Origin of the sequence: Anthropogastromicrobium sp., from assembly GCF_037349415.1 — a bacterium.
Taxonomy (GTDB): Bacteria; Bacillota; Clostridia; order Lachnospirales; family Lachnospiraceae; genus Anthropogastromicrobium; species Anthropogastromicrobium aceti.
The window spans coordinates 52,075-77,046 of sequence record NZ_JAXWCK010000028.1; the positions used below are offsets into that span (position 1 = coordinate 52,075).

A 24,972-nucleotide genomic window follows, 5' to 3' on the forward strand; every position below is an offset into this window, starting at 1 on the left:
AACAACATTATGCAGAAAGAATATCATGATAAAACAGGAAAAACAAGTATCATTTTGGGTATAATAAAGGAAAAAAGGAGCTGCTTACATGAAAAATATTAAAAGAAAAACAAAGCCTGATTGGAATAAGCTGACAGCAGAAGATCTGCAAAAGCTTGAAATTGCAGAGGAGATAGGTGTGATTGACAAAATCTATTCAGGCGGATATGGAAATCTTACATCAAAAGAATCGGGAAAAATCGGAGGAATTCTTGCTGCCAGAAACAAAGCAAAGAAGAAGTAAAGAAACAGGTTGAAAGAAAGTGCGGAATCCATTATACTAAAAGTATAGAGATTATTATGAAGAAATGGAGGATTCAAAATGGATCACGCAAAGCTGTTAAATAAAGTAGACCACACACTGTTGGCACAGGGAGCAACATGGGAGGAAATTCGTCAGATTTGTGACGATGCTATCCGTTTTAAGACAGCATCCGTATGTATTCCGCCGTCTTATGTAAAGCAGGCAAAGGGTTATGTAGGCGATAAAATGAAGATTTGTACTGTAATCGGTTTCCCAAATGGCTATAACACTACGGCTGTAAAGGAGTTCGAGACAAGAGATGCAATCGCAAATGGTGCAGATGAGATTGATATGGTAATCAATATTGGATGGGTAAAGGACGGTAGATATGATCTTGTTGAAGAGGAAATCCGCTGCATTAAGGCTGCATGCGGTGACAAGATTTTAAAGGTTATCATTGAAACTTGTCTTTTGACAAATACAGAGAAGATTCGTATGTGCGAAGTAGTAACTGCGGCAAAGGCAGATTTTATTAAGACTTCTACTGGATTTTCCAAGGCAGGTGCAACATTTGATGATATCGCACTTTTTGCTTCACATGTAGGTGAGAATGTGCAGATTAAGGCAGCCGGCGGAATTTCATCCTTTGCAGATGCAGATGAGTTTGTAAAACTTGGCGCTGACAGACTTGGAACAAGCCGTCTTGTAAAGATTGAAAAACAGCAGTAAATAAGATTGACAAAGACTACTGTAAGGACGTATACTAGCAATGTTGAAAAAATGGATTATGATGCGCTTATTAGCATCATGCAGAGGAGGAGAGGTTATGAAAAACAACAGCATTAAAACCGTTGTTGCCGTTGGAATTGGCGCAGCACTGTTTTTTGTACTGGGACGTTTTGTGGCAATTCCAAGCCCGGTTCCAAACACAAATATCAGCTTGCAGTATGCAGTACTTGCATTGTTAGCAGCAATGTACGGACCAGTAGCAGGCGGTCTGATCGGATTTATCGGACATGCACTGATCGATTTATCATGGGGTGGAAGTCCATGGTGGAGCTGGGTAATCACATCCGCATTTGTAGGTGTTGTGATTGGTATGTTTGCAAAGAAGCTCAATGTACAGGAAGGTGTATTTGATAAGACAAAGACAGCTATCTTCGCAATCGCTAATGTGGCAGCACATGTGATTGGCTGGGTAGTCGTAGCGCCAGTACTTGATATTTTAATTTACGCAGAGCCTGTAAAAAAGGTATTTGCGCAGGGCGTATTTGCTGCAATCTCCAATAGTATCACAGGAGTGATTGTTGGAGGACTGTTAATTGTGGCATATACAAAGACCATTGCAAAGAAAGGTTCTCTCGATAGAGAATAAAACTTTGACAAAGCCTTCTCATTTAGCTGAAAAATTTTCGGCTTGTGAAAAGGCTTTGATTTTTATTGTTTTTATGAGGTATTTACATGACGAAGAAAAAGTCCCCTGTTATTTCATTTGAAGATTTTTCATTCCAATATCGGGCACAGAAAAAGCCGACACTGACAGGGATCAATCTGAATATTTATCCGGGAGAAAAGGTACTGATCGCAGGACCTTCCGGCAGCGGAAAGAGTACGCTGGCAGGCTGCATCAACGGGTTAAACCCATTTTCTAATCCTGGTGAGAGTACAGGCAAGCTGATTGTAGATGGCGTAGATGCGATGCACAGCAGCATTTTTGAATTGTCAGCTCATGTAGGAACGGTGCTGCAGGATCCGGACGGACAATTTATCGGTCTGACGGTGGGCGAGGATATTGCGTTTGCATTGGAGAACAGCTGTACACCTCAAGACAAAATGCATGAAATTACAAAGCATGCGGCAGAGTTAGTTGGAATTGAGAATCATTTAGATTACGCACCGCATGAGTTATCAGGTGGACAAAAGCAGCGAGTCAGTCTTGCTGGTGTTATGGTTGATGATGTGAAGATTCTTCTTTTTGATGAGCCGCTTGCTAATCTCGACCCAGCTGCAGGAAAGCAGGCAATTGAACTGATTGATGAGATTCAGAAAAAGACGGATACAACTGTTTTAATCATTGAGCATCGTCTAGAGGATGTACTTTGGAGAAATGTGGATCGTATTGTGCTTGTAAATGAAGGTACAATTCTTGCTGATCTGACGCCAGATGAATTGCTTTCAACAAATCTGCTTGGAGATAATGGTATTCGCGAGCCACTCTATATAACTGCTATGCGTTATGCAGGAATAGATATTACAAAAGAAAAAAAACCGGCTCATGTGGATTATGTTGTTTTAGATGAGCAGGATAAAGAAAAGCTAAGAAACTGGTTTTTCGCGCAGGCATTATCATACAAGGAACCAGAAAAAGAGACACTTTTGGAAGTGAAAAATTTAAGCTTTGGCTATAATAAGGGGCAGCAGACGCTGAAAAATGTCAGTCTGTCTGTAAAAAAAGGCGAGATGGTAAGCATTGTGGGACGAAATGGTGCCGGAAAATCAACCTTTTCAAAACTAGTATGCGGTTTTGAGGATCCTAATCAGGGAGAAATATTTTTTGAAGGACAAGATCTTTTGAAGGAAAATATCAGAAGCCGTGCCAAAAAGATTGGATATGTCATGCAAAATCCTAATCAGATGATTTCTAAAACAATGATTTACGATGAAGTAGCGCTTGCGCTTCAAAAGTCTGGAAAATCTGAGGAGGAAATTCGCAGGAAGGTCGAAGATACTTTAAAGGTTTGTGGTTTATATCCGTTTCGTAACTGGCCAATTTCGGCACTTAGTTTTGGACAGAAAAAGCGTGTGACCATTGCAAGTGTTCTAGTGCAGGATCCTAAGTTAATTATTCTAGATGAGCCAACGGCAGGACAGGATTTTAAACATTACACGGAAATTATGGAATTTTTGCGTGGATTAAATGAGAAAGGCGTTACTGTTATCATGATTACACATGATATGCATCTGATGTTAGAGTACACACCAAGAGCGCTTGTATTTTCTGATGGACAGCTGATTGCCGATTGCAGAGCATCACAGGTGCTGTGTGATCCATCACTTGTAGCGCGCGCCGCATTAAAGGAAACGAGCCTTTTTACGCTGGCAAATCGCTGTGAAATCACGCCGCCGGAAAGCTTTGTAGAGAGATTTATTCATGAAGACAGGGAGGTTCGCAGCCATGGCCGCTAAAACGGTATTAAATTATCTAGAACGCGACAGTGTGATTCATAAAATGACGGGAACGACCAAGCTGGCGTTTTTCCTGCTCTTTACCTTTGCCAGCATGATTACATACAACACCTGGGTATTGCTCGGATTGTTTGCTGTAAGTCTTGTTGCATTTAGGCTAAGCCATATTAAGTACCGTGAAGTGCGCTTTATGATGATTTTCATGCTTGTATTTTTGGTACTCAATAATTTATTTATTTTCTTATTTGACCCGAATCAGGGAACAACTCTTTATGGCACCAGACATGTACTGTTTCATTTATTCTGGCGCTATGATGTGACAGCAGAACAGTTATTTTACATGCTGAACATTTCACTGAAATATTTTGTGGCGCTGCCAGTTGCAATCCTTTTTATCTCGGCAACCAATCCAAGTGAGTTTGCTGCCAGCTTAAATAGCATCGGAATTTCCTATAAAGTAGGCTATTCTGTTGCAATTGCACTTCGCTATATTCCTGATATTCAGAGAGATTATCACAGCATAAGTCAGGCGCAGCAGGCAAGAGGAGTGGAGCTTGGCAAAAACGAGCACTTTTTTGCCAGACTGAAAAACTCGGTAAACATTTTATTGCCGCTTATATTAACAAGCTTAAACCGAATCGACACGATCTCCAATGCGATGGAGCTGCGTGGCTTTGGTAAAAATAAAAAGCGCACATGGTATACAAAAAGACCATTTGCACGAAGAGATTTTATTGCAATTGCAATTGGCGTGGTGCTGCTTGCCATAAGCTTATTCGTGACAATCCGGTTTGGAAGGTTTTATAATCCATTTGTGGGTTAATTGATTTTAACACTAATCATTAATGTGAGTTTAAGTAGAGAGGAGAACAATAAATGGAAGTATTCGAATGCATCAAAACAAGAAGAAGTGTAAGAAGATTTGAAGATCGCCCAGTAGAGCGTGAGACGATTCAAAAAATCGTAGATGCTGCAATTTGGGCACCATCATGGAAAAATTCTCAGACCACGCGCTATACTGTGGTAGACAAACGAGAAATCATTGATGATATCGCAGAAAATGGCTGCTGCGACTTTGCCTTTAATACAAAGACACTTAAGCAGACACCAGTATTGATTGTGGTATCGTATGTAAAGGGCATCTGCGGTTTTGAAAAGGATGGCTCCTACAGCACCGACAAAAAAGAAGGTTGGCAGATGTTTGACGCTGGAGTAGCAGCACAAACATTCGCACTCGCTGCTCATGCACAGGGAGTTGGAACGGTTATGCTTGGTATCTATGACGCAGCGTATATTCAGGAAAAGCTTGGCATTCCACAGACAGAGGAAGTTGCCGTGTTACTTGCTGCTGGATATGAAAAATTTACACCAGATGCACCGACAAGAAAGACGGCAGAGGACGTGCTTCGCTTCGTGTAAATGATCTCAATTAATTTGTTGCTTTTTCTAATGGAGTTTGATGTGACATTTCGATAAATAAAAAATTCAACGGCCTTTGCTCAAATAAACAGCAGACCGTTGAATTTTTTTATTTTACTATCTGACGGACATCATCAAAAAGCTGCAGGTCATTTGCTGTAAGCTTTAAATTTGTTTCATATTTGCGTCCGTCGGCTGTTGTAATAGTAATTTCGGCAATAGTGCCTTCCTGCATGACGTTACCGTCAGAGACAGCACGTAAAAAAAGCGGAAACTTCGGGTGAGCTGCTGCAAAGCGGTCCCAGGAAGCCTTTAACTGAAATATTTTAGCTGGGTTCATTTCAAAAATCCTTTCTGTACTTTTGTATAGATATTTTATCATTACTGCATGATACATGATGCTACAGAAAGGATTTTATCATATGACAAGTAACATCGTCAAGGGATGCCCTTAGCAGTGTTTTTTATTATCAAAGGCCGGATTGTAAGCATAAACATTTTTCGGAAGGCCTTCCTGAACATGGACGAGTGCTTCACCGAAACGCTGGAAGTGGACAATTTCGCGTTGGCGCAGGAAACGAATAGGATCACAAATTTCTGGATCGCTTATTAAGCGCAGGATATTATCGTAGGTGGAGCGTGCTTTTTGTTCAGCAGCGAGGTCTTCCGTCAGATCAGTGATGGGGTCACCCTTGACCTGAAAAACGCAGGCATTAAATGGGATACCGCCAGCAGCCTGAGGCCAGATGCCGAGCGTATGATCAACATAATATTTATCAAAACCAGAAGCCTTAATTTCTTCTACAGAAAGATTTTTTGTCAGCTGATAGATAATCGCGCAGACGATTTCGATATGGGCAAGTTCCTCTGTTCCAATATCATTTAACAGTCCCTTTGTCATACCGTCTGGCATTGTATAGCGCTGTGAAAGATAGCGCTGGGAGGCAGCGAGTTCTCCGTCAGGTCCGCCAAACTGAGAGATAATTACCTGGGCAAGCTTGGCATTTGTCTGTGTGATATTAACAGGATATTGAAGACGCTTTTCATAAACCCACATTAGCAGTTACCTCCTTCCCATGGCCATGGTTCATCAGTCCAGCTCCAACCGAGGTCAGATACGGCATCAGTACGAAAAAGCGGTTTGCCAGCAGCAGCATACTGTTTTCGTGCCTGATTATATTGTGCGGCGTTTTCCTGATATAGACGACGTGCATGAGGACAGTCAGGATGAGTATCCAAAAAGAGAGCAGCATCATCGCAGACAAAACCATGCATATAGACATTACGGTTATTCATACGCGCCTCCTTTCATGCGCTTAGAAAAGCAGCAGGTGGATGTGAAGGGATAATCGAGGGCGGCAAAGACTGTTCCAACGTTCAGAGCCTTTTGCGGCGGATAAATATCGCCAAAGGTCTGTACCGTCACATAAGAGATTCCGACAGGGCGGCTTGGAATGTTTACTTCAACAGGAGAAGTGCGATTTTCGCAAGAGCAGTTTGCTGCCATTCTATGATAATTCCCGCGTTGGATGCAGGTTCTATTTCCATTGTAGTCCATAGAGACTCCTTTGCGTGCTTTGTACTTGATATAAGATATGACAAAAAAAGACTGCGTGACAAAAAAATCAATAGAAATGCTTGATTGTTACTCGCATTTGCGATAGAATAATACAACATATGTGCAAAATAGGGATTTGCACTTATCAGAACAATTAAGAATTAAAGCTAGAAGAAATACTGGCAGAAAAAACAAGAAAACGAGAAGGAGGAGAAAAGGTTGAAGGAGCGGATCGAACAGTTGGCAGCCGGAGAGGTGCTGGTAAAAAAGCCAGAGCTGGATTTTTCACCGGCATATCTGGAGGGAAGAGTGGAAGCCGGTACTGTGCAGAATAAAGAACTTGTGATCCGGGTACGAAACAGAGTACCCTTTAAAGGCTTTTTCTACTCAACAAATGAAAGAGTAAAAATAGAAACAAAGCAGGCGGCTGGTCAGAGTGCAGCTGTCTTGTTTGAGATTAACACAATTGATTTAAAATCAGGCGATGAGATTACTGGTGCAGTCGTTGTGGTTGGCAATGCAGGTGAGCAAAAGATTGAGTACCATTATAGTGTAGGTGAAGCGTCAGACCAAAAGGCAATGCCGCATACACTTACAGAATTTGGTGCTTTTTATCTGGAAAATCCGTCACAGGCACGTCACCTATTTGTATCAGACAAATTTAAAGAGCTTGATTTTATGAAGGATCAGGTGCAGCGCACGGCTCTCTACGAAGGACTTCTTGAAGGAAGTTCTGAGCATCAGGCATTGGAAGCCTTTGCTGTTGCTATGGAGTTAAAGAAGCCGGTGCAGCTTACAGTACAGGCCAAGACGCTGTCATTTACCGAGGAGGAGCTGCCGCAGGATGGCATTGAGCTTGTGGTAACAGCAAGTACATGGGGATGGTTTGCGGCACAAATCAAGACAGATGTGCCATGGCTTATTTTTCCTCAAAAAAAGATTACATCGCGCGATTTTTCAAATCAGCAAGGTGTACTGACAGTATTTGCAGATGTAGCAAAGATGCATAATGGGCGTAATACAGCGCATGTGCAGATCGAAACACCAATGCAGACACTAGAAGTTTGTATTCAGGTCAATCGCGATTATAAAGGAAAAAACACAAAGAATGCACTGCGTTCAGATGGCAGACCGCCAAAGGCAGTTGTACGTTATCTGTATCATCTTCTTCTTGCATATTTAAATGAGAGCCACGAAGAAACAGAGATTTTTTCACAAATGGATCAGTGTCTGGAAGAAAATATGAAGAAATATCCGGCTAGTTCAGGTCTTTTCATGTACCGTGTATGGCTGCTTGCTAAGCAGGAACGTATAGATGAAGCAAAGAAGCTTCTTGCCTGGTATAGTTCAAATTTGACACGCATCAGCACAAAACGTCAGCAGGAAGAATATCTTATGACGCTTTATTTACAGTGGGAGCTTACAAAGAAGGAGCATGATAAAAAGGAGGCAGCGTCAGCTGCACTTGAATTGCAAAAGCAGACAGACAGTCTTGTCGCTTCTCTTGTATGGCTTATGACAGAGCGTGATTTAAGTGATGCTGAAAAGCTAAGACAGTGTGAACGTTTGTATCGCATTTACGGTGCAAAGCCTATTATCTATGCGTATGCAGCAAAAATCTGCAGGGAAAATCCAGATGAAATCAGACGTACAGGAGAATTTTGGATTCAGCTTTTATCATATATGATTCGCTATTCATGTCTGACTGCGGCACTTGCAAAGCAGTATTTAGCACTTCCTCTTGCAGGTATTGAAAATGCGCAGCTTTTATATCATGTAATGAAGCGAATGTATCGCAGCTGTAAAGACAAGCAGGTACTGACATTGATTTGTTCAGCACTGATTCGCATGGGAAAAACTTCACCTGCATATGCTTATTGGTTTGAGCTAGGCATTGCACAGGAGATCAATCTGACAGGACTTAATGATGCGTTTATGACTTCAATATGTGATCAGATTTTAGATCGCGAACTTCCAAATAGCATTCTTTTATATTATTCATTTAAGAATGATTTGGATAATCATACAAGATTGAATCTGTATACATATATTTTGGAGCATTTTCCAAAGGAATCTGATATGTATCGGGCATATGAGCCGCAGATGGATGAGTTTGCGATTCGCCAGCTCTTAGATGGACGCATCAATGCGAAGCTTGTACCGCTTTATGACAACTGGCTTAGTCCAAGCCTTATTGATGAAAATCTAGGTCATGTGCTTACAACACTTTTATTTTCAAAACAGATTACAACAACACTTCCTTACGCAAAAAAGGTTGTTGTACATTATGCGCAGCTTCGCCCAGAGCAGAGTGTGCGCATAAACGGTGGCGAGGTTTGCATTCCTGTTTATGCTAATGATGCAGCGATTCTTTTTGAGGATGCATATGGAAACAGATATGCTGATCCAGATATGAAAACGGTACTTCTTATGTATCGTGAGGAACTAGCTGCTGTTTGCAGACAAAAAGTTCCAGAGCAGCTTATGCTTATGATTAAGGAGTCTGATGATTTTTATACAAAGCCTTTTGCAAATCAGGAAAATCTGCAGCTTGCAAAGCAGCTTCTTGAAAAAGCAGAGGTTACACGTTCCTTTAAGCATGTGCTGACAGAGCGTATGGTTGAGTATTGCTATTTCCATGAGGAACAGACAAGAGAGCTTGACGCATGGCTGGTATCACTTAATCCTGGTGAGCTGACGAAAAAGACACGCGTTTATCTGATTGAGCTATGTATACTTCGCGGCTACAGCAAGGAAGCATTTGAATATGTCAGCGCATATGGAAGTGATGGCATTAGTCCAGATCTCTTATTAAAGATGACAGTGCGCCGTATTACAGAGACATTATACGAGTACAGCGAAACTCTTATAACGCTTTGTGTGCGTCTTCTTCAGGCAGAGCAGGTTCATGAGACACTTCTTCGTTATCTTTGTATGCATTATGTTGGACCAACACAGGATATGTATAATCTTTTATGCGCAGCATATGATGCAAAGGCAGACAGTAAAGATCTGGCAGCGCGTGTAGTGACACAGATGCTTTTTACAGGCAAAATTGATCATTTAGAGGAAGCTTATGAGATTAGCAAGAAGTCACATTGTGTATCTGGAAAGCTTGACCGCGCAGTGCTTGTGGTACGTTGCCACGAAAGCTTGATGAAGGAAAGTGTGCTTTCACAGGAAATGCAGGATACATTAGAGCAGCTTTTAATAGAGCAGCAGGATCTTCCAGAAGTTTTTTCACTTGCTATTCTGCAGCAGTACAGCAGACAAAAAGAGCTGTCAGAAAAAAGCAGACACTTATGTGAGCAGTTATTATATGCCTATTGTGCAAAGGGTATTTATATGAAATGCTTCCATGGTCTTAAAGATATAATTGAGCTGCCGCATCAGATGGAAGGACGCATTATTGTGCAGTGGAATGGTATACCAGATTGTCATGTATGGCTGCGCGGTGAGCTGATTCCAAGGGGAAAGAAGGTTACATATGAGATGCAGGAAATTTATCCGGGTATCTATACAGCTGGTGTGTTCCTCTTCCCAGATGAGATGGTGCAGATAAGTGTGCGCTGTGGTGATGGCGATGAGGAAAAAGAGGTTAAGGAAGTACTTCTTGATCCATCCTCGTGCTATTGCAGAGAGGGCAGCATTTACGGCGAGATTCAGAAGCTGATTGAACTTGAACGAAAGGAAAATTACGACCAGTGGAAGGCAGAATGCGCCAAAGCGATTCGAAACCGTGAGGCAGCCAAGGAACTGTATGTGTTATTATAAAAGGACGAAAGATTATGGAAAAACTGATATTAGGTTTTGATTTATGCGATGATGTGACAAAAATAAGCCGGTACCGTCTTGATAACATGAACCCGGCAGACATAAGCTTTCCTCAGGCGGATAATCGTACAGTCATTCAGACGGCGCTCGGACGAAAGAAGGGACAGGACGGATGGCTTGTAGGAAAAGAAGCCTATGAAGCTGTGCTTGAGGGCGGAGGAGCTGTAGTTGATAAGCTTTTGACGCTGCTGACAAAAAAAAGCAACGTAGCAGTTGGCGACAGGCGATATCAGCCAGAGCAGCTGTTAGGAAGCTATATAGGAACGCTTCTTGAAACTGTTTATGAGCAATGCGGCACGCGAAGTGTTGCCAGACTTGTCTTTACGCTTGAAAAGACTGATCCGGCAGTGATGGACAGCATTATCCATTGTATGGACAGCCTTGGAATACCAAGAGAAAATGTCAGCATCATCAATCACACGGAGGCTTATTTGTATTTTGTGCTGCGCCAGCCAAAGGCAAATTTTGATAATAGAGCCTTGCTTTTAGACTGGTCTGGAACTCAGCTTAGCAGCTATGAATTAAATTTGATTCGCAGTGTAAATCCGCCTGTAATTAAGGCAACAAGACAGGTGCTTGAAACTAGTCTGTCGCAGGATATGATGAGCAATGAGACTCATCGCAGGATGGTAGATTCAACAATTAGAGAGCATCTTGAGCGAATAATTGATCACCGTGGTGTAAGCTCTTTGTTTGTCAGCGGCAAGGCAATGGAAAACTGCCAGGAATGGGGAAAAAGCTTTTTAAATGCGCTTGCAGTCGGAAAGAAGGTGCGAAAAGGTATCTTTTATGAGAGCAACGTGTTCGCAAAGGGAGCTGTGATCAATGCAAACAATGAGCTGCACGGCAGAAATTCGTATCCATACACAATTATATGTGAGGGACGTGTTGGTGCCTCAATTTGGATGGATACAAGTGTGCACGGCAGCAAGAAGGTTTTGATGCTTGCAAAAGAAGGCAGTAACTGGTATGATTGCCGTACAACAGCCGACCTTATTTTGGATGAGGCGTCCTCAATTCGCCTTAAGATAAAAAAGACAGGTGAAAAGCTGACTGTATTTGAAAACATCAGCCTGGATGCATTTCCAAAGAGGCCAAACAAGACAACAAGAGTTCGTCTAATTTTGACATTTACATCTGAGCATACAGCAATGGTGCGTGTGCAGGATCTTGGATTTGGCGAATTTTTCCCGTCATCAGGTATTGTTGTCAAAAAAGAAATTAAAATAGATTAAGGAGGCATCGGGAATGGAACAATATATTCAGTGCGGTGACATTGCCGAGAATCCGCTCTACGTAAAGGAACTAGGCATCCATATTTACACAGCGGAAGAATTCTGCTATTATATATTCAACAATACGTATCTGCTCGGTGAGGATTTTATCCGTCAGGAGGTCATTGACTTTTTTAGAGTTGAGCTTCATATGCCGGAATTAGCAGATAAAATTGTAAAATTCTACGGATCAAGTGCTGACATGGGTGCAGTTTTGGTAATGATCATGCGTGAAATTGGTTACTATGAAGAAAACCAGATTCAGCAGTTTCAAAACCGTCTTGACCGTATGAACCGTCAGAGCCTTTTGGAGCGCAGCAAGGAAAGAGGAGATCTTTTGCTTGATAAAGGGCGCTTTGAATGTGCGGTTCAGATCTACAGCCAGACACTGCAGATGCCAAGAGATTTTCGGCAGAAGCCTCAATTTTATGGTCAGATTCTGCAGCATATGGGTGTGGCCTATCTTCGCATGGGATATGCGGATGAGGCGATGGAATGTCTGGAAGCTGCTTATGCAGAATTAAAGCGAGAAGAGATACTAGAGCAAATGTATTATCTGGCGCTTCAGACAGGAAAGCCATTTGCAAAGGAACTTGAATGCGTGGCGAGCAGCCAGATTTCCAGATGGCAGGCCCATTACATGGAGGTTGAAACACGTCTTCAGGAGCAAAGTGAGCAGGAGACTGTTGTGCGCAGTATCGGAGAGGATAATGAAATTAATTTAAAGATTTCACAGGATTATCTGACGCAGCGAAAACGTGCCTATTGCCATATGGTAATGGACGAGTAAGAAAAAAGAGCAAAGAAGTGAGGAGACTTATGAAAGAACTGGACAAAACATATAATCCGTCTGAGATTGAGGGCAGGATTTATGACAAGTGGATGGAGAAAAAATATTTTCACGCAGAGGTAAATCGCGACAAAAAGCCATTTACAATCGTAATGCCGCCGCCGAATATTACCGGACAGCTTCATATGGGTCATGCACTGGATAATACCATGCAGGATATTCTGATCCGTTATAAGAGAATGCAGGGCTATGAGGCACTTTGGCAGCCGGGAACTGATCATGCAGCAATTGCTACCGAAGTTAAGGTAATTCAGAACTTAAAGACAAAGGGCATCGAGAAGAAGGATCTGACAAGAGATCAGTTCTTAAAGTATGCATGGGAGTGGAAAGATGAGTACGGCGGACGTATTGTGCGTCAGTTAAAGAAGTTAGGTTCCTCTGCTGACTGGGACAGAGAGCGCTTTACAATGGATGAGGGCTGCTCTGAGGCTGTTCAGGAGGTATTTATCCGTCTGTACGAAAAAGGCTATATTTATAAGGGAAGCCGCATCATCAACTGGTGTCCTGTTTGTAAGACATCTATTTCAGATGCCGAGGTTGAGCATGTAGAGCAGGAAGGTCATTTTTGGCATATCAAGTATCCGATCGTAGGTGAGGAAGGTCGTTTTGTAGAGATTGCAACGACACGTCCGGAGACTATGCTTGGTGATACTGCAGTTGCCGTAAATCCAGATGACGAGCGCTATAAGGATATTGTAGGCAAGATGCTTCTGCTTCCAATCGTTAATAAGGAGATTCCGGTAATCGCAGATCCTTACGTTGATAAGGAGTTTGGAACTGGCTGTGTAAAGATTACACCGGCACACGATCCGAATGACTTTGAGGTTGGAAAGCGTCATAATCTTCCAGAGATCAATGTCATGAATGATGACGGAACCATCAATGCAAATGGCGGCAAGTATGAGGGAATGGACCGATATGAAGCAAGAAAGGCTATCGTAGCAGAACTTGAGAGCATGGGTCTTTTAGTAAAGGTTGTTCCTCATGTTCATGCAGTTGGAACACATGACCGCTGTAAGACAACTGTAGAGCCGCTTGTAAAGCAGCAGTGGTTTGTAAAGATGGATGAGATGGCAAAGCCGGCAATCGCAGCATTAAAGGAAGGCCGTCTTAAGTTTGTTCCAGAAAATTATGGAAAGACATATTTGCACTGGCTGGAGGGAATCCGTGACTGGTGTATTTCAAGACAGCTTTGGTGGGGACACAGAATCCCGGCTTATTATTGTGATGAGTGCGGTGAGATGGTTGTATCAAAGGATGCACCGACATGCTGCCCGAAGTGCGGATGTACACATATGACACAGGATCCAGATACACTTGATACCTGGTTCTCCTCTGCATTATGGCCATTCTCTACACTTGGTTGGCCAAAGAAGACACCAGAGTACGAATATTTCTATCCGACAGACGTTCTTGTAACAGGATATGATATCATTTTCTTCTGGGTTATCCGTATGGTATTCTCAGGTATCGAGCAGACAGGAAAGGAGCCATTCCATACTGTATTGATTCATGGTCTTGTAAGAGACTCACAGGGCCGCAAGATGAGTAAGTCACTTGGAAACGGAATTGATCCGCTTGAGGTTATTGACAAGTACGGCGCTGATGCACTTCGTATGACACTTATGACAGGAAACGCACCAGGAAACGATATGCGTTTCTACTATGAGCGTGTTGAGGCATCAAGAAACTTTGCAAACAAGATCTGGAATGCATCACGCTTTATCATGATGAACATGGAAAAGGCATCAACAGACAATGTTTCACTGGAAGATTTGACTATGGCAGATAAGTGGATTTTGACAAAGTGCAACAGTCTGATTGAGGAAGTAACAGAAAATCTTGACCGCTACGAGATGGGTATTGCTCTTCAGAAGGTATATGATTTCGTATGGGAAGAGTTCTGTGACTGGTACATTGAGATGGTTAAGCCACGTCTGTGGGACGATGGCAATAAGTCTCAGGCAGCAGCAATTTGGACATTAAAGACTGTTCTGATTGAGTCCTTGAAACTTCTTCATCCATTTATTCCGTTTGTTACAGAAGAAATTTTCTGCAACCTGCAGGATGAGGAAGAAAGCATAATGGTATCTGCATGGCCGGTAAGCAAAAAAGAGTGGAACTTTGCAGAGGAAGAGGAAGCAGTAGAGATGATGAAGGAGGCAGTTCGTGCGATCCGTACAGTTCGTACTTCCATGAATGTACCGCCGAGCAAGAAGGCTACTGTATATGTTGTATCTGAGGATGCAAAGGTAAGAGAAATCTTTGAACATAATAAGATATTCTTTGCAACACTTGGTTATGCAAATGAGGTCCTGATTCAGTCTGATAAGGCAGGAATCGCTGAGGATGCCGTATCTGCTGTAACAGCACGCGCAACTATGTATATGCCATTTGCCGAGTTAGTTGATGTGGCAAAGGAGATTGAGCGTCTTGAAAAAGAAGAGAAAAAGCTCGAAGGCGAATTAAAGCGTTCTAATAGCATGCTGTCAAATGAACGTTTTATCAGCAAAGCACCGGCAGAAAAAATTGCCGAGGAAAAGGCTAAGCTTGAAAAGTATGAGGCAACTATGAAGCAGGTACAGGAAAGATTGGCTGCTTTAAAGAAGTAAATCAAATACACTTAAAAGTTAAAAAAGCCATTCCCTTAGGCTTTTGCCTTGGGGATTGGCTTTTTGTGTGCTGTGCAGCATAGAAGTTCTGCAAAGGTGTTAGGTTACAAAAATTATATTATTCTGAGATAGTATTATCTTTTTTACATAGTAGACGATATAACGTAGGATTAATATCAAAGGCAGCGAGAAGTTCATTGATTTGTGCTTTGTTGTCAGCACAGTGTCCGTTATACACAGCGCGAATCAGCAGATTTTTCGGGGTATGCGCCATATCAATAAACTCTAAAATCTGGGTACGGTAGCCATTCGCCTCTAAGATCTGGGCGCGCAGTCCATCAGTCATAAGTGCAGCCATGCGCTCTTTTAGTATGCCATAATGAAGTACTGGGGAGAGCAGATCATTTTTCATCTGCTTATTTAATTCATGCTGGCAGCAAGGAACAGAGAGGATGACTTTTGCACCCCAGCCGACGGCCTTTGCAAGTGCATAGTCAGTGGCTGTGTCACATGCATGAAGCGTAACGACCATGTCGACCTGGCTGCATCCATCGTAGTAAGCGATGTCACCGCATAAAAATTCAAGCTTATCATAGCCGTATTTAACAGCGAGTTCGTTACAGTGGCGAATTACATCTTCCTTTAAATCAAGACCTGTAATGCGCACAGGATATCCCTTTAAGACCTTTAAGTAATAATAAATTGCAAAGGTCAGATAAGATTTTCCACAGCCAAAGTCAAGAATGCGAAGCTCGCGGCCTGTAGGAAGTGAGGGAAGAATATCTTCAATATATTCAAGAAAACGGTTGATTTGACGAAACTTATCATAGTGAGTGTTAACAATGTTTCCATTTTGCGTCATTACGCCAAGATCAATTAAAAATGGTACAGGAATACCTTCTTCAAGAATATATTTCTTTTTGCGGTTATGCGAAAGAAAAATTTTTGGCTGTTTGGCCGAGGTATTCATTTTCTTTTTAATAGTAATGGTTCCCTTTTTGCTCACAAGAACATTGGCGGTAAAGCTTTGTGTTTCTACGAGTGCATTTTTAAATGATGCTGTTTGTGACGAAGTATCAGAAGACAGTTTACCTGTTAAATAAGAGCCAGCGTCACCGGCAGTCAAATTTTTATGGAAAACCTGAGTTTTCGTATATTCTTCTATCTGGAAAAGCAACGATTTATTTTTTAGCATCGGACGGGCACAAATTTTAATGACACCATCCTTCGACGAAGGATTGCTTAAAATGACTCTTATAAGCGTTTCGTTTAGGCAGTCAGTAAAGAGTGACTGTAGATCGGACATAAAAAACCTTCTTTCTGCAGAATGATACAGAATCTGCTGTGTATGTTTGCGAAAAGTTGTTCTTGCTATTTCACAGATTTAATTTTATAATACAAGTATTCCAAAAGCAAGAGGAAAATAAGACAATGGAAAACAGTAAGAGTAGTTATGTAAAGATAATAAATGAGATCTGCGCAGAAGAAGGAATTAAGCTTAGCAGCTATTCCTATGACTGGGCATTTTGTCTGAGAAAGGATCAAAAGCGTGCCTTCATTTTGGGGTATCAGTTTGGATTAAATCCTTCGTCTGTGCAGCAGGTATGCAATGATAAAAACATTGCAAGTGAGGTACTAAAGGAGGAAGATATTCCTAGTGTATATCACGCCTGTTTTATGGCACCGTCTATGCTGCAGTATACTGGAGGAAAAGGCAGTTGGAAAGCACTTTTAGCAGAGCTTGAGAAGGGAACGCTTGTCTGCAAGGACAATTATGGAACGGGAGGCAATCTTGTTTTTAAAGTTAGGACACAGGCGGAGCTAGAGAAGGCCGCTTCTGATATTTATAAATCATCAGAGGCAATGGCGGTTTGTCGCTATGAAGACATTCAAAGCGAATATCGTCTTGTTGTATTAGACGGCGAGATTCGCCTTGCTTTTTCAAAGATTCGTCCGTCACTTACTGGTGATGGTGTGTCAACAGTTGGCAAATTGCTGGCAGAGGCTATTGCAAAGGGACAGATTCACAGCTTTCTCGTGCCAAATGAGGCAGAGCTTTCCAAGGTACCGGCAAAAGATGAGACTTATTTATTAAATTGGAAGCACAATCTTGGACAGGGAGCAAGCGCGCTCACGCTTTCCATTCCAGATTTGGAGGAAGAGCTTGTCAGCCTTGTAAAGAAAACAGCCAAGGCACTAGGCATCCGTTTTGCTTCAATTGATATGATTAAAACTAAGGCAGGCTGGAAGGTACTTGAGGTCAACGCTGGTGTCATGATGGAACATTTTGCTTCCTCTGGTGAGAATCAGTATATCACTGCGAAGGCAATCTATCGTGATGCGATACTGAAAATGTTTGAGGGTTGATTTTTTTTGCAAAAATAGGTATTATGATGCAGAAGGCCTAAAGACTATATGAAGAAAGGTATAAAGGTATGATAAATTTTGAAGAAGAGCTGGCTAAATTTAAGCCAAGTCTTGAAGTGGATGAAACGGAAAAAGCCATCTTGAATGATAAGATGGTAGATATTACCGACATCCTTCAGGAACTGATGAACGAGATTAAGAAATAGTTAAAGATAAACACACGGAGGAATGCATGAAGTGCTATGCTTGTAACTGCAGGCTGTCCCCAGATCGGGATACCTGCCCAAAATGCGGAGCTGACATTAGACTGTACCGTAAGATTATTTACGCATCCAATCAATATTATAATCTTGGTCTGGCGAGAGCTAAGGCAAGAGATTTGACGGGAGCGGCAGAATGTCTTCGAACTAGTCTGCAGCTGTATAAGAAAAATATAAGCGCCAGAAATCTGCTCGGACTTGTCTATTATGAGATGGGTGAGGCAGCGCTGGCATTAAAGGAATGGGTTATCAGTAAAAATCTTCGTCACAGAGGAAATATTGCTGATGACTATATAAGAGATATGCGTGATAACCGCCAGTCATTAGACAGTGCAGATCACAGTATAAGAAAGTTTAACCAGGCACTTGAATACGCGAAAACTGGATCAAAGGATATGGCAGTCATTCAGTTAAAGAAGGTTATAAATGTTAATCCACGAATGATAAAGGCATATCAGCTGTTGGCGCTTCTTTATATGGAAGATCAAAAATATGATCAGGCATTAGACGTCATTGACCGATGCCTTGAGATCGACAGAGGAAATCCAGGTGCACTTTCTTATAAGAGAGAGCTTGAGACAACCTATAAGGCTTCAAAGAAAAAGAATTCTATTGGTGTGGCAGGCGAGCTTGAGCGTGAGGAAGTAATCATCCCAGTCCGCATGCGCGACTACGGAAGCTATCTGGCAGCAGCAGCTTATGTGCTGGTTGGCTTTTTGCTATCTCTTGGAGTATTATATTATGTTATTATGCCAGGCAAGGAGGCACAGCTTGATGAAAAGAGTAATGCAAAGATTCAGCAGTATGAAGACAAGTATGCGTCATTAAATGCTGATATCACAGAGTTAGAAGATAAGTTGGAGAAGCTTCAGAATGAGAAAGATCAGGATGCTGAGAGCTATCAGCACAGCAGCAGTGAGAGTGAGCAGCTTGTCAATGCATATCAGGCTCTTTTAGCAGTGGCAAAGCCATTTGTTGAGGAAGATTATGCGCAGGCAATTGATTTGTATGCAGAGCTTGATGCAAATGCAGTAGATGATGACACATATAAAGAAATGTATCAGTCAATCAAGGAACAAATGGAAAATCACTTAAATGATCGTATTTTCGAGAAAGCGATCTGGAAGCGTGAGCATGAAGGTGATCGTCAGGCAGCAATAGAGTTGTGCCAGAAGATCATTGAGCTTGATCCATCATACAGTGAAGCATATTTTTATGTTGCCGTCAGTGCGCAGGAGTTAAATCAAAACGACCTTGCAATTGACATGTATACGCAGTACATACAGCGATTCCCAGTTGGACCTCAGATTCAGGATGCGCGTGTAAATTTAAATGCTATTGCACCGCAGGTACTTCGGTCACTTGATGCAAAACCAGAGGTGCCAAATGCAGCACCGGAACCGGCAGCAGATCCGAATGCAGCGGCAGATCCAAACGCAGCAGATCAAAATGTAGCAGCAGATCCGAATGCAGCAGCAGATCCAAACGCGGCAGATCCGAATGCAGCAGCAGATCAAAACGCAGCAGATCAAAACGCAGCAGATCCAAATGCAGCGGCAGATCCAAATGCAGCGGCAGATCCAAACGCAGCAGAACCAGCAGCAAATTAAAAAAATGTACGAAAGATAAGACACAGAAGCGAAGTTGTTTCTGTGTCTTTTTTGTTAGAAAAAATAAGGGAAAGGAATTTGAAATGGAAAAAATGGAAAATGTAACATATATGCAGGCTGGACCTGTTTTGATTATTGGTTTGCCAGAGGAGGTTGATGATCATGTATGCAATGGCATTCGTGAGGAGACAGACCGCTATATTTCAGCTGGAAAGGTGCAGAAGCTGATTTTTGATTTTTCTAAGACTGGCTTTATGGACAGCTCAGGTATTGGAATTTTGCTTGGACGCTACAAGCGCATGCATCATATGGGCGGCGAAGTGCTTGTGACAGGTGAGGATGCGAAAATTCGAAGACTTCTTCGCATCTCTGGTGTGTATCAGGTGGTGGGAACACTGTAATAAGAGTAAGGTTCGCAGCAGCTGCTGCAGATGGAGGAGATATGGAAGAACAACAAAAAGAATTGGATGGCAAATGGCTGCAGGAGGGTGTGCAGCGCATGATGGTTATGTTGGAGAGTGATTCGAGAAATGAAAGCTTTGCCAGAGTATGTGTGGCATCTTTTATGACACGTATGAATCCGACAGTGGCAGAGACTGATGATGTAAAGACGGCAGTATCAGAGGCAGTGACAAATTCTATTGTGCATGGCTATCCTTATGAAAAAGGATTGATCCGGCTTGTGTGTGCAATCGAAAAAGATACGCTGACAGTTCAGATTCGTGACTGGGGGCGTGGCATTGAAAATGTCAAAAAAGCAATGGAGCCAATGTACAGTCAATCTGTACGCGGAACGGAGCGTTCTGGAATGGGTTTTTGCTTTATGGAAGCATTTATGGATGATTTAAAGGTGTCCTCATCAGTTGGAAACGGAACGTTAGTACAGATGAAGAAAAAAATCTGCGGCGGCAAGAGAACAGAATAGAGGTGTTTTCTCTGGAGTGTTTGTCAAAGCTGTTTGAACAGGCCCGCAATGGTAATGCACAGGCAAGAGATCAGCTAGTGCTTGATAATACAGGGCTTGTATGGAGTGTGGTGAAAAAATACCGCGGCAGAGGATACGAGCAGGAGGATCTGTTTCAGATAGGCTGTATTGGTCTTATGAAGGCAATTGATCGCTTTGATCAGACATTTGGCGTTTGTTTTTCAACTTATGCAGTGCCAATGATAATTGGAGAGATCAGGCGATTTCTGCGAGATGATGGAATGATTAAGGTCAGCCGTACTGTAAAGGAGACGGCGGTGCGTGCCAGACAGCTGCAGGCTAAATATGAGGCTGCGTATGGGATTGAACCTACGGTCTGTCAGCTGGCAAGTCTTATGCAGATTGCACCAGAGGAATTGGCATCAGCGCTGTCTTCCTCACAGGAAGTAGAAAGTCTTCAAAAGACGATATATCAAAGTGATGGTAATGCAATTTTACTTGAGGATCGCCTTGAGTCAAAGGAAAATGAACAGGAAAAACTTGTGAATCGTCTGGCACTCAAAAAAGTAATGTGTGAGCTTCCAGATCAGGAGCAGAAAATTATTATCATGCGTTACTATTCGGGACAGACTCAGGTGCAGACTGCAAAGTGTCTTGGAATCTCACAGGTACAGGTCAGCAGGATTGAAAAACGTGTATTAAAGAAAATGAGGGCGCTTTTGGAAATGTAGTTTTAAATGTAGATTTATGATTGAATGAAAAGAAACGAATGGCACATACTAAGTGCAGCCGCAAAATGGAAAAAAGAACAAGCGGCAGGAGGCTTGTTTTGGCAGATACTATATATATTAAAATAGGACAGAAAATTCGAGTGACGCAGCCATCTGTAAGCATTGGTGAGCTGGGAGATTTATGGTGCGCCAATGCATCAATTCAAGCACACTGCAAGGCACTTCATTATACGACTGTTCATGGGCAGCGCGCTGTCGGAGATATCCTAAAGGTAACACAGCTGATTCAAAAAGAGTATCCGGCAGTTCAAGTTGAAAATCTTGGAGAAACTGATTTTATTATTGAGTATGTACAGGAGCGAAAAAAAAGACCTGTGTGGGAGTATACTAAGGTAGTGCTTGTCTGTATGATGATCTTCTTTGGTTCAGCATTTTCTATTATGACATTTAATGCCGACGTCAGCGTAGATCAGGTATTTGGTGATCTGCACAGGCTGATGACAGGACAGGAGCGAACTGCCATTACTTGGTTAGAGGGTGGATATGCAGCGGGATTGTTTCTTGGCATTTTGATTTTCTACAATCATTTTAGAACAAAAAAACGCGTGATGGATCCGACACCTCTTGAAGTAGAGATTAGGGAGTATGAACGAACTGTCAATCAGTCAATCCTTGACCAGAATGAACGCATAAAAAGCAAACAAAAGCGCAGGGGTGAGCGCGTATGAGTATAAAAATAAAATTGTTTGCAGCAATAAAAGCGGCAGCAGAGGTATTAGTTGGCGTATCAGCAGGTGCCGCAGCCTCTGCTGGCGTATTTGCGTTGATTACAGTAATTGGAATTTTGCCCAGGTGGGCAGGTCACACAAGGACAGCCCGCCATGTAAGCTTGTATGAATGGAGTGTTATTTTAGGCGGAACGGCGGGGAATCTTATTTTTTTACTGCAGCCATCATTGCCTGGAAAAGAAATTCTTGAGGCAGCAGCCGGACTTTTTATGGGGATCTTTGTGGGAGGGCTTATTATGTCACTAGCAGAGGTATTAGATGTATTTCCAATTCTTCTCAGGAGAGGACGCATTCAGAGCGGTATTCCATGGATGGTGCTTTCAATTGGCATTGGAAAAATGTTAGGTGCATATTTGTACTTCTCAAATCTTTAAAACAAAAAGGAGAAAATATGGTAAGTGAAGAACAGAAAAAAGAATATCAGGATTACGTAAAGGAAATTACACCAACGCACAACACACCAAGAAATATATTTAGAGCATTCTGGACAGGCGGAACGGTCTGCGTGATAGGACAGATCCTTAGCGTATTTTTTGAAAAAATGGGTATGGGAAAAGAGGTAGCAGGTACGTGGACCTCGATTGCTCTTGTTTTAGCTGCAATTATATTGACGGGACTGCATTTATTTGGAAAGCTGACAAAATATGCAGGAGCAGGTCTCCTTGTTCCGATAACAGGATTTGCAAATGGAGTGGCATCACCTGCAGTGGAAGCAGCGCCAGAGGGTGAGATTTTTGGAAAAGGTGTGCAGATATTTACGATTGCAGGACCAGTAATTTTGTACGGTGTGTTTGCAAGCTGGCTATTCGGATTAATTTACTGGCTGATGCGTCTTCTTTAAAGGAAAATAGCAGCGATTCAGGGTGTAATCTTCTTTGAAATGCTTTGAATCGTTGCAAATTAGACATGCAATTAAAAAAATTGAATTTTCTTTAAAAAAAGTGTTGACAAATTTGCAAGATGTGTTATAATAAGGATGTTGGTTGAGAGAACACAGAACAAACGAAACCGACAAGCACATAATCCTCGATAGCTCAATGGTAGAGCACTCGGCTGTTAACCGAGTTGTTGTAGGTTCGAGCCCTACTCGGGGAGCTGATAACTGATCTGTTACATAACGCTTCAGTTATTTTTTATGAAAATGTGTCCGTAGCTCAGTTGGATAGAGCAACGGCCTTCTAAGCCGTGGGTCGGGGGTTCGAATCCCTTCGGGCACATTAAGATGAGAGAGCCACAAGCAGTATGCCTGTGGCTTTTTTCGTATTTGCAGCATAAATTTAAGGTGAAGGGCTTTCAACGTTACAGTTCACTGGACACCCAATATTTACAGCAAAGCCAGAAGGTGAATGGATTCGTCGACGGACCAGTTTAGTTACAGTTTACAAACAAAGAAAAATATGGTAAAATACACATACTTTTGTGGCATGCATGAAGCATGTGCTGTACTCAGAAGAGTACATATATTATTTACAATTAAAACGTTATAAATGCCTCAGTAAACTGGGGCGTGTGTTGACGCTTACATATAATAGAAACAGATATACTAGGAAGGTATATGATTTCCCAGAAGGGAGATAATATGCCTTCTTTTTTTGTTTAATAAGACAAAATTAAAATACTAGAATGATATAAAAAGACAGAAATGGAGATGCAAAAATGGATTTAAATGAATTTTTCAAAGAACACAATAAAGTAGCATTGGCATTTTCTGGAGGAGTAGATTCTTCCTATCTGCTTTATGCAGCAATTAATAGTGGAGCGCAGGTGCGTGCTTACTATGTCAATGCTGCATTTCAGCCACAATTTGAGCTTGATGATGCTATGCGTCTTGCAAAGCAGCTAAATGCTGATATGAAGGTATTAACAGCAGATGTTCTTTCAAATGAAACAGTAGTGAAAAATCCGTCAGACCGCTGTTATCACTGCAAAAATGTTATATTCAATATGATTCTTGCAGAGGCGAAGAAGGATGGTTTTACAGTACTGATGGATGGAACTAATGCATCTGATGCAGAAGATGACCGCCCAGGAATGCGTGCGCTTCGAGAGCTTTGTGTCTACTCACCACTTCGTATCTGTGGTCTTACAAAGACGGAAATTCGAAGACGTTCAAAAGAAGCAGGTCTTTTTACATGGAATAAGCCAGCTTATGCCTGTCTGGCAACACGTATCCCAACAAACGAGCGCATCACTGCAGAAAAGCTTGAAAAGACGGAAGAAGCAGAAAATTATCTGTTCTCTCTTGGCTTTACAGATTTTCGTGTGCGTTATTTAAATGACTCTGCAAAGATTCAGATGCCGGCAGCACAGATGACAAAGCTTTTAGAAATGCGAGAGGAAATTCTTATAGAATTGAAAAAATATTACAAAGAAGTGCTGCTTGATTTGCAGGCCAGATAAAAATTTGATTATATGGGGAGATAAAGTTGTGAATAGCGAGGCAAGACAGATACTAGAAGCAGTGAAGGCAGGAAGTATGAGTATAGATGATGCACTGCTTGAAATAAAAAAAGAGCCTTTTGAGGATATTGGATATGCAAAGGTGGATTTACACAGAAAAATCCGCCAAGGCGCAGCAGAAGTAATCTATGGTGCAGGAAAGACACCAGAGCAGATGATTGGAATTGTATCTGCTATGTTAAAAAATGGTCAGGATCACATTTTAATTACACGTTTATCATCAGAAGCAGCAGATATGATTAGTCAGGTACATCCATTGCATTATCACAAAGATGCAAGAGTTGGCATTATCGGAGAAATGCCAAAACCGACTGGAAAGGGAAAGATTGTTGTGGCGACAGGCGGAACATCTGATATTCCAGTAGCAGAGGAAGCAGCGCTGACAGCAGAAATTCATGCAAACGAGGTTGTGCGCCTATATGATGTTGGAGTGGCAGGACTGCATCGTTTATTAAATCATATGGATGAAATCATGAGTGCAAGTGTAATCATTGCAATAGCCGGAATGGAAGGCGCACTAGCAAGTGTAATAGGCGGCTTAGCAGATTGCCCTGTCATTGCAGTTCCTACAAGCGTAGGATACGGTGCATCCTTTGGCGGTGTTTCAGCACTTTTGTCAATGCTTAATTCCTGTGCAAGCGGTGTATCTGTAGTAAATATTGACAATGGCTTTGGCGCCGGCTACTTGGCAGGAATGATGAATCATATGTAATTATTTTGTAAATGTGATTTTGAATAGTTGTAATTAAATAAAGAGGTACAGTTCACGGGGAAATCAATATTTACAGCAAAGCTCTTCGGTGCAATGGTTTCGT

At 42.0% G+C, this 24,972-nt stretch carries 26 protein-coding genes and 2 tRNA genes; 23 read left to right on the top strand and 5 right to left on the bottom strand.

The features are described from left to right. Positions 1-88: 88 nt before the first annotated feature. The 6 genes from WJP93_RS05890 (at position 89) to WJP93_RS05915 (ending at position 4,888) form a co-directional block, all read left to right on the top strand. Positions 89-283: a small, acid-soluble spore protein, alpha/beta type gene (locus WJP93_RS05890; protein ID WP_337547303.1), complete on the top strand. Its 195-nt coding sequence runs from the start codon at positions 89-91 to the stop codon at positions 281-283. Positions 284-361: 78 nt separating this feature from the next. Next, entirely contained in the window at positions 362-1,012 is a 651-nt protein-coding gene (gene deoC, locus WJP93_RS05895) for a deoxyribose-phosphate aldolase (RefSeq protein ID WP_337547304.1), read from the top strand. Between the two features lie 97 nt (positions 1,013-1,109). Further along, positions 1,110-1,658, top strand: coding sequence for an ECF-type riboflavin transporter substrate-binding protein (locus WJP93_RS05900; protein WP_118614871.1), 549 nt, complete (start codon positions 1,110-1,112; stop codon positions 1,656-1,658). 86 nt (positions 1,659-1,744) lie between these two features. Further along, positions 1,745-3,469, top strand: a complete 1,725-nt coding sequence (locus tag WJP93_RS05905) for an ABC transporter ATP-binding protein (protein WP_337547305.1) — start codon at positions 1,745-1,747, stop codon at positions 3,467-3,469. Continuing rightward, a complete protein-coding gene (locus tag WJP93_RS05910) occupies positions 3,459-4,292 on the top strand; it encodes an energy-coupling factor transporter transmembrane component T (protein WP_308731295.1) in 834 nt (277 codons plus the stop codon). The genes WJP93_RS05905 and WJP93_RS05910 overlap by 11 nt, the downstream gene beginning before the upstream one ends. 53 nt (positions 4,293-4,345) lie before the next feature. Continuing rightward, entirely contained in the window at positions 4,346-4,888 is a 543-nt protein-coding gene (locus tag WJP93_RS05915; RefSeq protein ID WP_337547306.1) for a nitroreductase family protein, read from the top strand. Between the two features lie 109 nt (positions 4,889-4,997). On the opposite strand, the gene WJP93_RS05920 is transcribed toward WJP93_RS05915, so the two are convergent. The 4 genes from WJP93_RS05920 to WJP93_RS05935 all read right to left on the bottom strand — a co-directional run bounded on the left by WJP93_RS05920 (position 4,998) and on the right by WJP93_RS05935 (position 6,446). After that, a complete protein-coding gene (locus tag WJP93_RS05920; protein ID WP_227101817.1) occupies positions 4,998-5,228 on the bottom strand; it encodes a hypothetical protein in 231 nt (76 codons plus the stop codon). 111 nt (positions 5,229-5,339) lie between these two features. After that, a complete protein-coding gene (locus tag WJP93_RS05925; RefSeq protein ID WP_066557737.1) occupies positions 5,340-5,945 on the bottom strand; it encodes a manganese catalase family protein in 606 nt (201 codons plus the stop codon). Beyond that, positions 5,945-6,184 (bottom strand): spore coat protein CotJB, encoded by a 240-nt coding sequence (locus WJP93_RS05930; protein WP_337547307.1) that lies wholly within the window; start codon positions 6,182-6,184, stop codon positions 5,945-5,947. The genes WJP93_RS05925 and WJP93_RS05930 overlap by 1 nt, the downstream gene beginning before the upstream one ends. Then, positions 6,177-6,446, bottom strand: coding sequence for a spore coat associated protein CotJA (locus WJP93_RS05935; protein WP_262538456.1), 270 nt, complete (start codon positions 6,444-6,446; stop codon positions 6,177-6,179). The genes WJP93_RS05930 and WJP93_RS05935 overlap by 8 nt, the downstream gene beginning before the upstream one ends. Before the next feature lie 219 nt (positions 6,447-6,665). Between WJP93_RS05935 and WJP93_RS05940 the strand changes: the two genes are divergently transcribed. From WJP93_RS05940 to WJP93_RS05955, 4 genes are read left to right on the top strand one after another with little or no spacing between them, the layout of a single operon-like run. Next, the gene (locus WJP93_RS05940; RefSeq protein ID WP_337547308.1) at positions 6,666-10,220 is read left to right on the top strand and encodes a DUF5717 family protein; all 3,555 of its coding nucleotides are present in this window, start codon (positions 6,666-6,668) and stop codon (positions 10,218-10,220) included. Positions 10,221-10,234: 14 nt separating this feature from the next. Further along, the gene (locus WJP93_RS05945) at positions 10,235-11,515 is read left to right on the top strand and encodes a DUF5716 family protein (RefSeq protein WP_337547309.1); all 1,281 of its coding nucleotides are present in this window, start codon (positions 10,235-10,237) and stop codon (positions 11,513-11,515) included. Between the two features lie 13 nt (positions 11,516-11,528). Next, on the top strand, positions 11,529-12,344 hold the full coding sequence (locus WJP93_RS05950) for a hypothetical protein (protein WP_337547310.1): 816 nt from the start codon (positions 11,529-11,531) through the stop codon (positions 12,342-12,344). Positions 12,345-12,373: 29 nt separating this feature from the next. After that, the gene (locus WJP93_RS05955; protein WP_066557755.1) at positions 12,374-15,016 is read left to right on the top strand and encodes a valine--tRNA ligase; all 2,643 of its coding nucleotides are present in this window, start codon (positions 12,374-12,376) and stop codon (positions 15,014-15,016) included. A 118-nt stretch (positions 15,017-15,134) separates the two neighbouring features. Here the strand turns inward: WJP93_RS05955 and WJP93_RS05960 are convergent, their stop codons facing one another. Further along, positions 15,135-16,322: an SAM-dependent methyltransferase gene (locus tag WJP93_RS05960; RefSeq protein WP_337547311.1), complete on the bottom strand. Its 1,188-nt coding sequence runs from the start codon at positions 16,320-16,322 to the stop codon at positions 15,135-15,137. A 125-nt stretch (positions 16,323-16,447) separates the two neighbouring features. Here WJP93_RS05960 and WJP93_RS05965 point away from each other — a divergent pair, with 125 nt between their 5' ends. The 13 genes from WJP93_RS05965 (at position 16,448) to larB (ending at position 24,869) form a co-directional block, all read left to right on the top strand. Beyond that, the gene (locus tag WJP93_RS05965; RefSeq protein ID WP_337547312.1) at positions 16,448-17,383 is read left to right on the top strand and encodes a hypothetical protein; all 936 of its coding nucleotides are present in this window, start codon (positions 16,448-16,450) and stop codon (positions 17,381-17,383) included. A gap of 68 nt (positions 17,384-17,451) precedes the next feature. Continuing rightward, positions 17,452-17,589, top strand: a complete 138-nt coding sequence (locus tag WJP93_RS05970) for a hypothetical protein (RefSeq protein WP_227101808.1) — start codon at positions 17,452-17,454, stop codon at positions 17,587-17,589. Between the two features lie 26 nt (positions 17,590-17,615). Continuing rightward, entirely contained in the window at positions 17,616-19,253 is a 1,638-nt protein-coding gene (locus WJP93_RS05975) for a tetratricopeptide repeat protein (RefSeq protein WP_337547313.1), read from the top strand. Positions 19,254-19,336: 83 nt separating this feature from the next. Next, positions 19,337-19,654 (top strand): anti-sigma factor antagonist, encoded by a 318-nt coding sequence (locus WJP93_RS05980; RefSeq protein ID WP_066557762.1) that lies wholly within the window; start codon positions 19,337-19,339, stop codon positions 19,652-19,654. Between the two features lie 41 nt (positions 19,655-19,695). Then, positions 19,696-20,178, top strand: a complete 483-nt coding sequence (gene spoIIAB, locus WJP93_RS05985) for an anti-sigma F factor (protein ID WP_066557767.1) — start codon at positions 19,696-19,698, stop codon at positions 20,176-20,178. Between the two features lie 11 nt (positions 20,179-20,189). Then, positions 20,190-20,909, top strand: coding sequence for a SigB/SigF/SigG family RNA polymerase sigma factor (locus WJP93_RS05990; RefSeq protein ID WP_227101821.1), 720 nt, complete (start codon positions 20,190-20,192; stop codon positions 20,907-20,909). 98 nt (positions 20,910-21,007) lie between these two features. Continuing rightward, a complete protein-coding gene (locus tag WJP93_RS05995) occupies positions 21,008-21,637 on the top strand; it encodes a stage V sporulation protein AA (RefSeq protein ID WP_337547314.1) in 630 nt (209 codons plus the stop codon). Then, entirely contained in the window at positions 21,634-22,071 is a 438-nt protein-coding gene (locus tag WJP93_RS06000; RefSeq protein ID WP_337547315.1) for a stage V sporulation protein AB, read from the top strand. Before WJP93_RS05995 ends, WJP93_RS06000 begins: the two co-directional genes overlap by 4 nt. Before the next feature lie 17 nt (positions 22,072-22,088). Beyond that, a complete protein-coding gene (locus tag WJP93_RS06005; protein ID WP_337547316.1) occupies positions 22,089-22,538 on the top strand; it encodes a SpoVA/SpoVAEb family sporulation membrane protein in 450 nt (149 codons plus the stop codon). A gap of 182 nt (positions 22,539-22,720) precedes the next feature. Continuing rightward, positions 22,721-22,792 (top strand) — tRNA-Asn (locus tag WJP93_RS06010). A gap of 48 nt (positions 22,793-22,840) precedes the next feature. Continuing rightward, positions 22,841-22,914, top strand: a tRNA-Arg gene (locus tag WJP93_RS06015). A gap of 439 nt (positions 22,915-23,353) precedes the next feature. Next, entirely contained in the window at positions 23,354-24,097 is a 744-nt protein-coding gene (larE, locus tag WJP93_RS06020) for an ATP-dependent sacrificial sulfur transferase LarE (RefSeq protein ID WP_337547317.1), read from the top strand. A gap of 76 nt (positions 24,098-24,173) precedes the next feature. After that, the gene (larB, locus tag WJP93_RS06025; RefSeq protein ID WP_082868475.1) at positions 24,174-24,869 is read left to right on the top strand and encodes a nickel pincer cofactor biosynthesis protein LarB; all 696 of its coding nucleotides are present in this window, start codon (positions 24,174-24,176) and stop codon (positions 24,867-24,869) included. The last annotated feature ends 103 nt before the right edge of the window (positions 24,870-24,972 follow it).

Excerpts from the sequence above, each read along its gene's own strand:
- WJP93_RS05975 (WP_337547313.1), top strand. The coding sequence starts at position 17,616 with ATGAAGTGCTATGCTTGTAACTGCAGGCTGTCCCCAGATCGGGATACC.
- WJP93_RS05925 (WP_066557737.1), bottom strand. The coding sequence starts at position 5,945 with ATGTGGGTTTATGAAAAGCGTCTTCAATATCCTGTTAATATCACACAG.
- WJP93_RS05905 (WP_337547305.1), top strand. The coding sequence starts at position 1,745 with ATGACGAAGAAAAAGTCCCCTGTTATTTCATTTGAAGATTTTTCATTC.
- deoC (WP_337547304.1), top strand. The coding sequence starts at position 362 with ATGGATCACGCAAAGCTGTTAAATAAAGTAGACCACACACTGTTGGCA.
- WJP93_RS05920 (WP_227101817.1), bottom strand. The coding sequence starts at position 5,228 with ATGAACCCAGCTAAAATATTTCAGTTAAAGGCTTCCTGGGACCGCTTT.
- WJP93_RS05970 (WP_227101808.1), top strand. The coding sequence starts at position 17,452 with ATGATAAATTTTGAAGAAGAGCTGGCTAAATTTAAGCCAAGTCTTGAA.
- WJP93_RS05950 (WP_337547310.1), top strand. The coding sequence starts at position 11,529 with ATGGAACAATATATTCAGTGCGGTGACATTGCCGAGAATCCGCTCTAC.
- WJP93_RS05910 (WP_308731295.1), top strand. The coding sequence starts at position 3,459 with ATGGCCGCTAAAACGGTATTAAATTATCTAGAACGCGACAGTGTGATT.
- WJP93_RS05915 (WP_337547306.1), top strand. The coding sequence starts at position 4,346 with ATGGAAGTATTCGAATGCATCAAAACAAGAAGAAGTGTAAGAAGATTT.
- WJP93_RS06000 (WP_337547315.1), top strand. The coding sequence starts at position 21,634 with ATGAGTATAAAAATAAAATTGTTTGCAGCAATAAAAGCGGCAGCAGAG.
- WJP93_RS05980 (WP_066557762.1), top strand. The coding sequence starts at position 19,337 with ATGGAAAAAATGGAAAATGTAACATATATGCAGGCTGGACCTGTTTTG.
- WJP93_RS05960 (WP_337547311.1), bottom strand. The coding sequence starts at position 16,322 with ATGTCCGATCTACAGTCACTCTTTACTGACTGCCTAAACGAAACGCTT.
- WJP93_RS06005 (WP_337547316.1), top strand. The coding sequence starts at position 22,089 with ATGGTAAGTGAAGAACAGAAAAAAGAATATCAGGATTACGTAAAGGAA.
- WJP93_RS05890 (WP_337547303.1), top strand. The coding sequence starts at position 89 with ATGAAAAATATTAAAAGAAAAACAAAGCCTGATTGGAATAAGCTGACA.
- spoIIAB (WP_066557767.1), top strand. The coding sequence starts at position 19,696 with ATGGAAGAACAACAAAAAGAATTGGATGGCAAATGGCTGCAGGAGGGT.
- WJP93_RS05935 (WP_262538456.1), bottom strand. The coding sequence starts at position 6,446 with ATGGACTACAATGGAAATAGAACCTGCATCCAACGCGGGAATTATCAT.
- WJP93_RS05900 (WP_118614871.1), top strand. The coding sequence starts at position 1,110 with ATGAAAAACAACAGCATTAAAACCGTTGTTGCCGTTGGAATTGGCGCA.
- WJP93_RS05965 (WP_337547312.1), top strand. The coding sequence starts at position 16,448 with ATGGAAAACAGTAAGAGTAGTTATGTAAAGATAATAAATGAGATCTGC.
- larB (WP_082868475.1), top strand. The coding sequence starts at position 24,174 with ATGAGTATAGATGATGCACTGCTTGAAATAAAAAAAGAGCCTTTTGAG.
- WJP93_RS05955 (WP_066557755.1), top strand. The coding sequence starts at position 12,374 with ATGAAAGAACTGGACAAAACATATAATCCGTCTGAGATTGAGGGCAGG.
- WJP93_RS05945 (WP_337547309.1), top strand. The coding sequence starts at position 10,235 with ATGGAAAAACTGATATTAGGTTTTGATTTATGCGATGATGTGACAAAA.
- WJP93_RS05930 (WP_337547307.1), bottom strand. The coding sequence starts at position 6,184 with ATGAATAACCGTAATGTCTATATGCATGGTTTTGTCTGCGATGATGCT.
- larE (WP_337547317.1), top strand. The coding sequence starts at position 23,354 with ATGGATTTAAATGAATTTTTCAAAGAACACAATAAAGTAGCATTGGCA.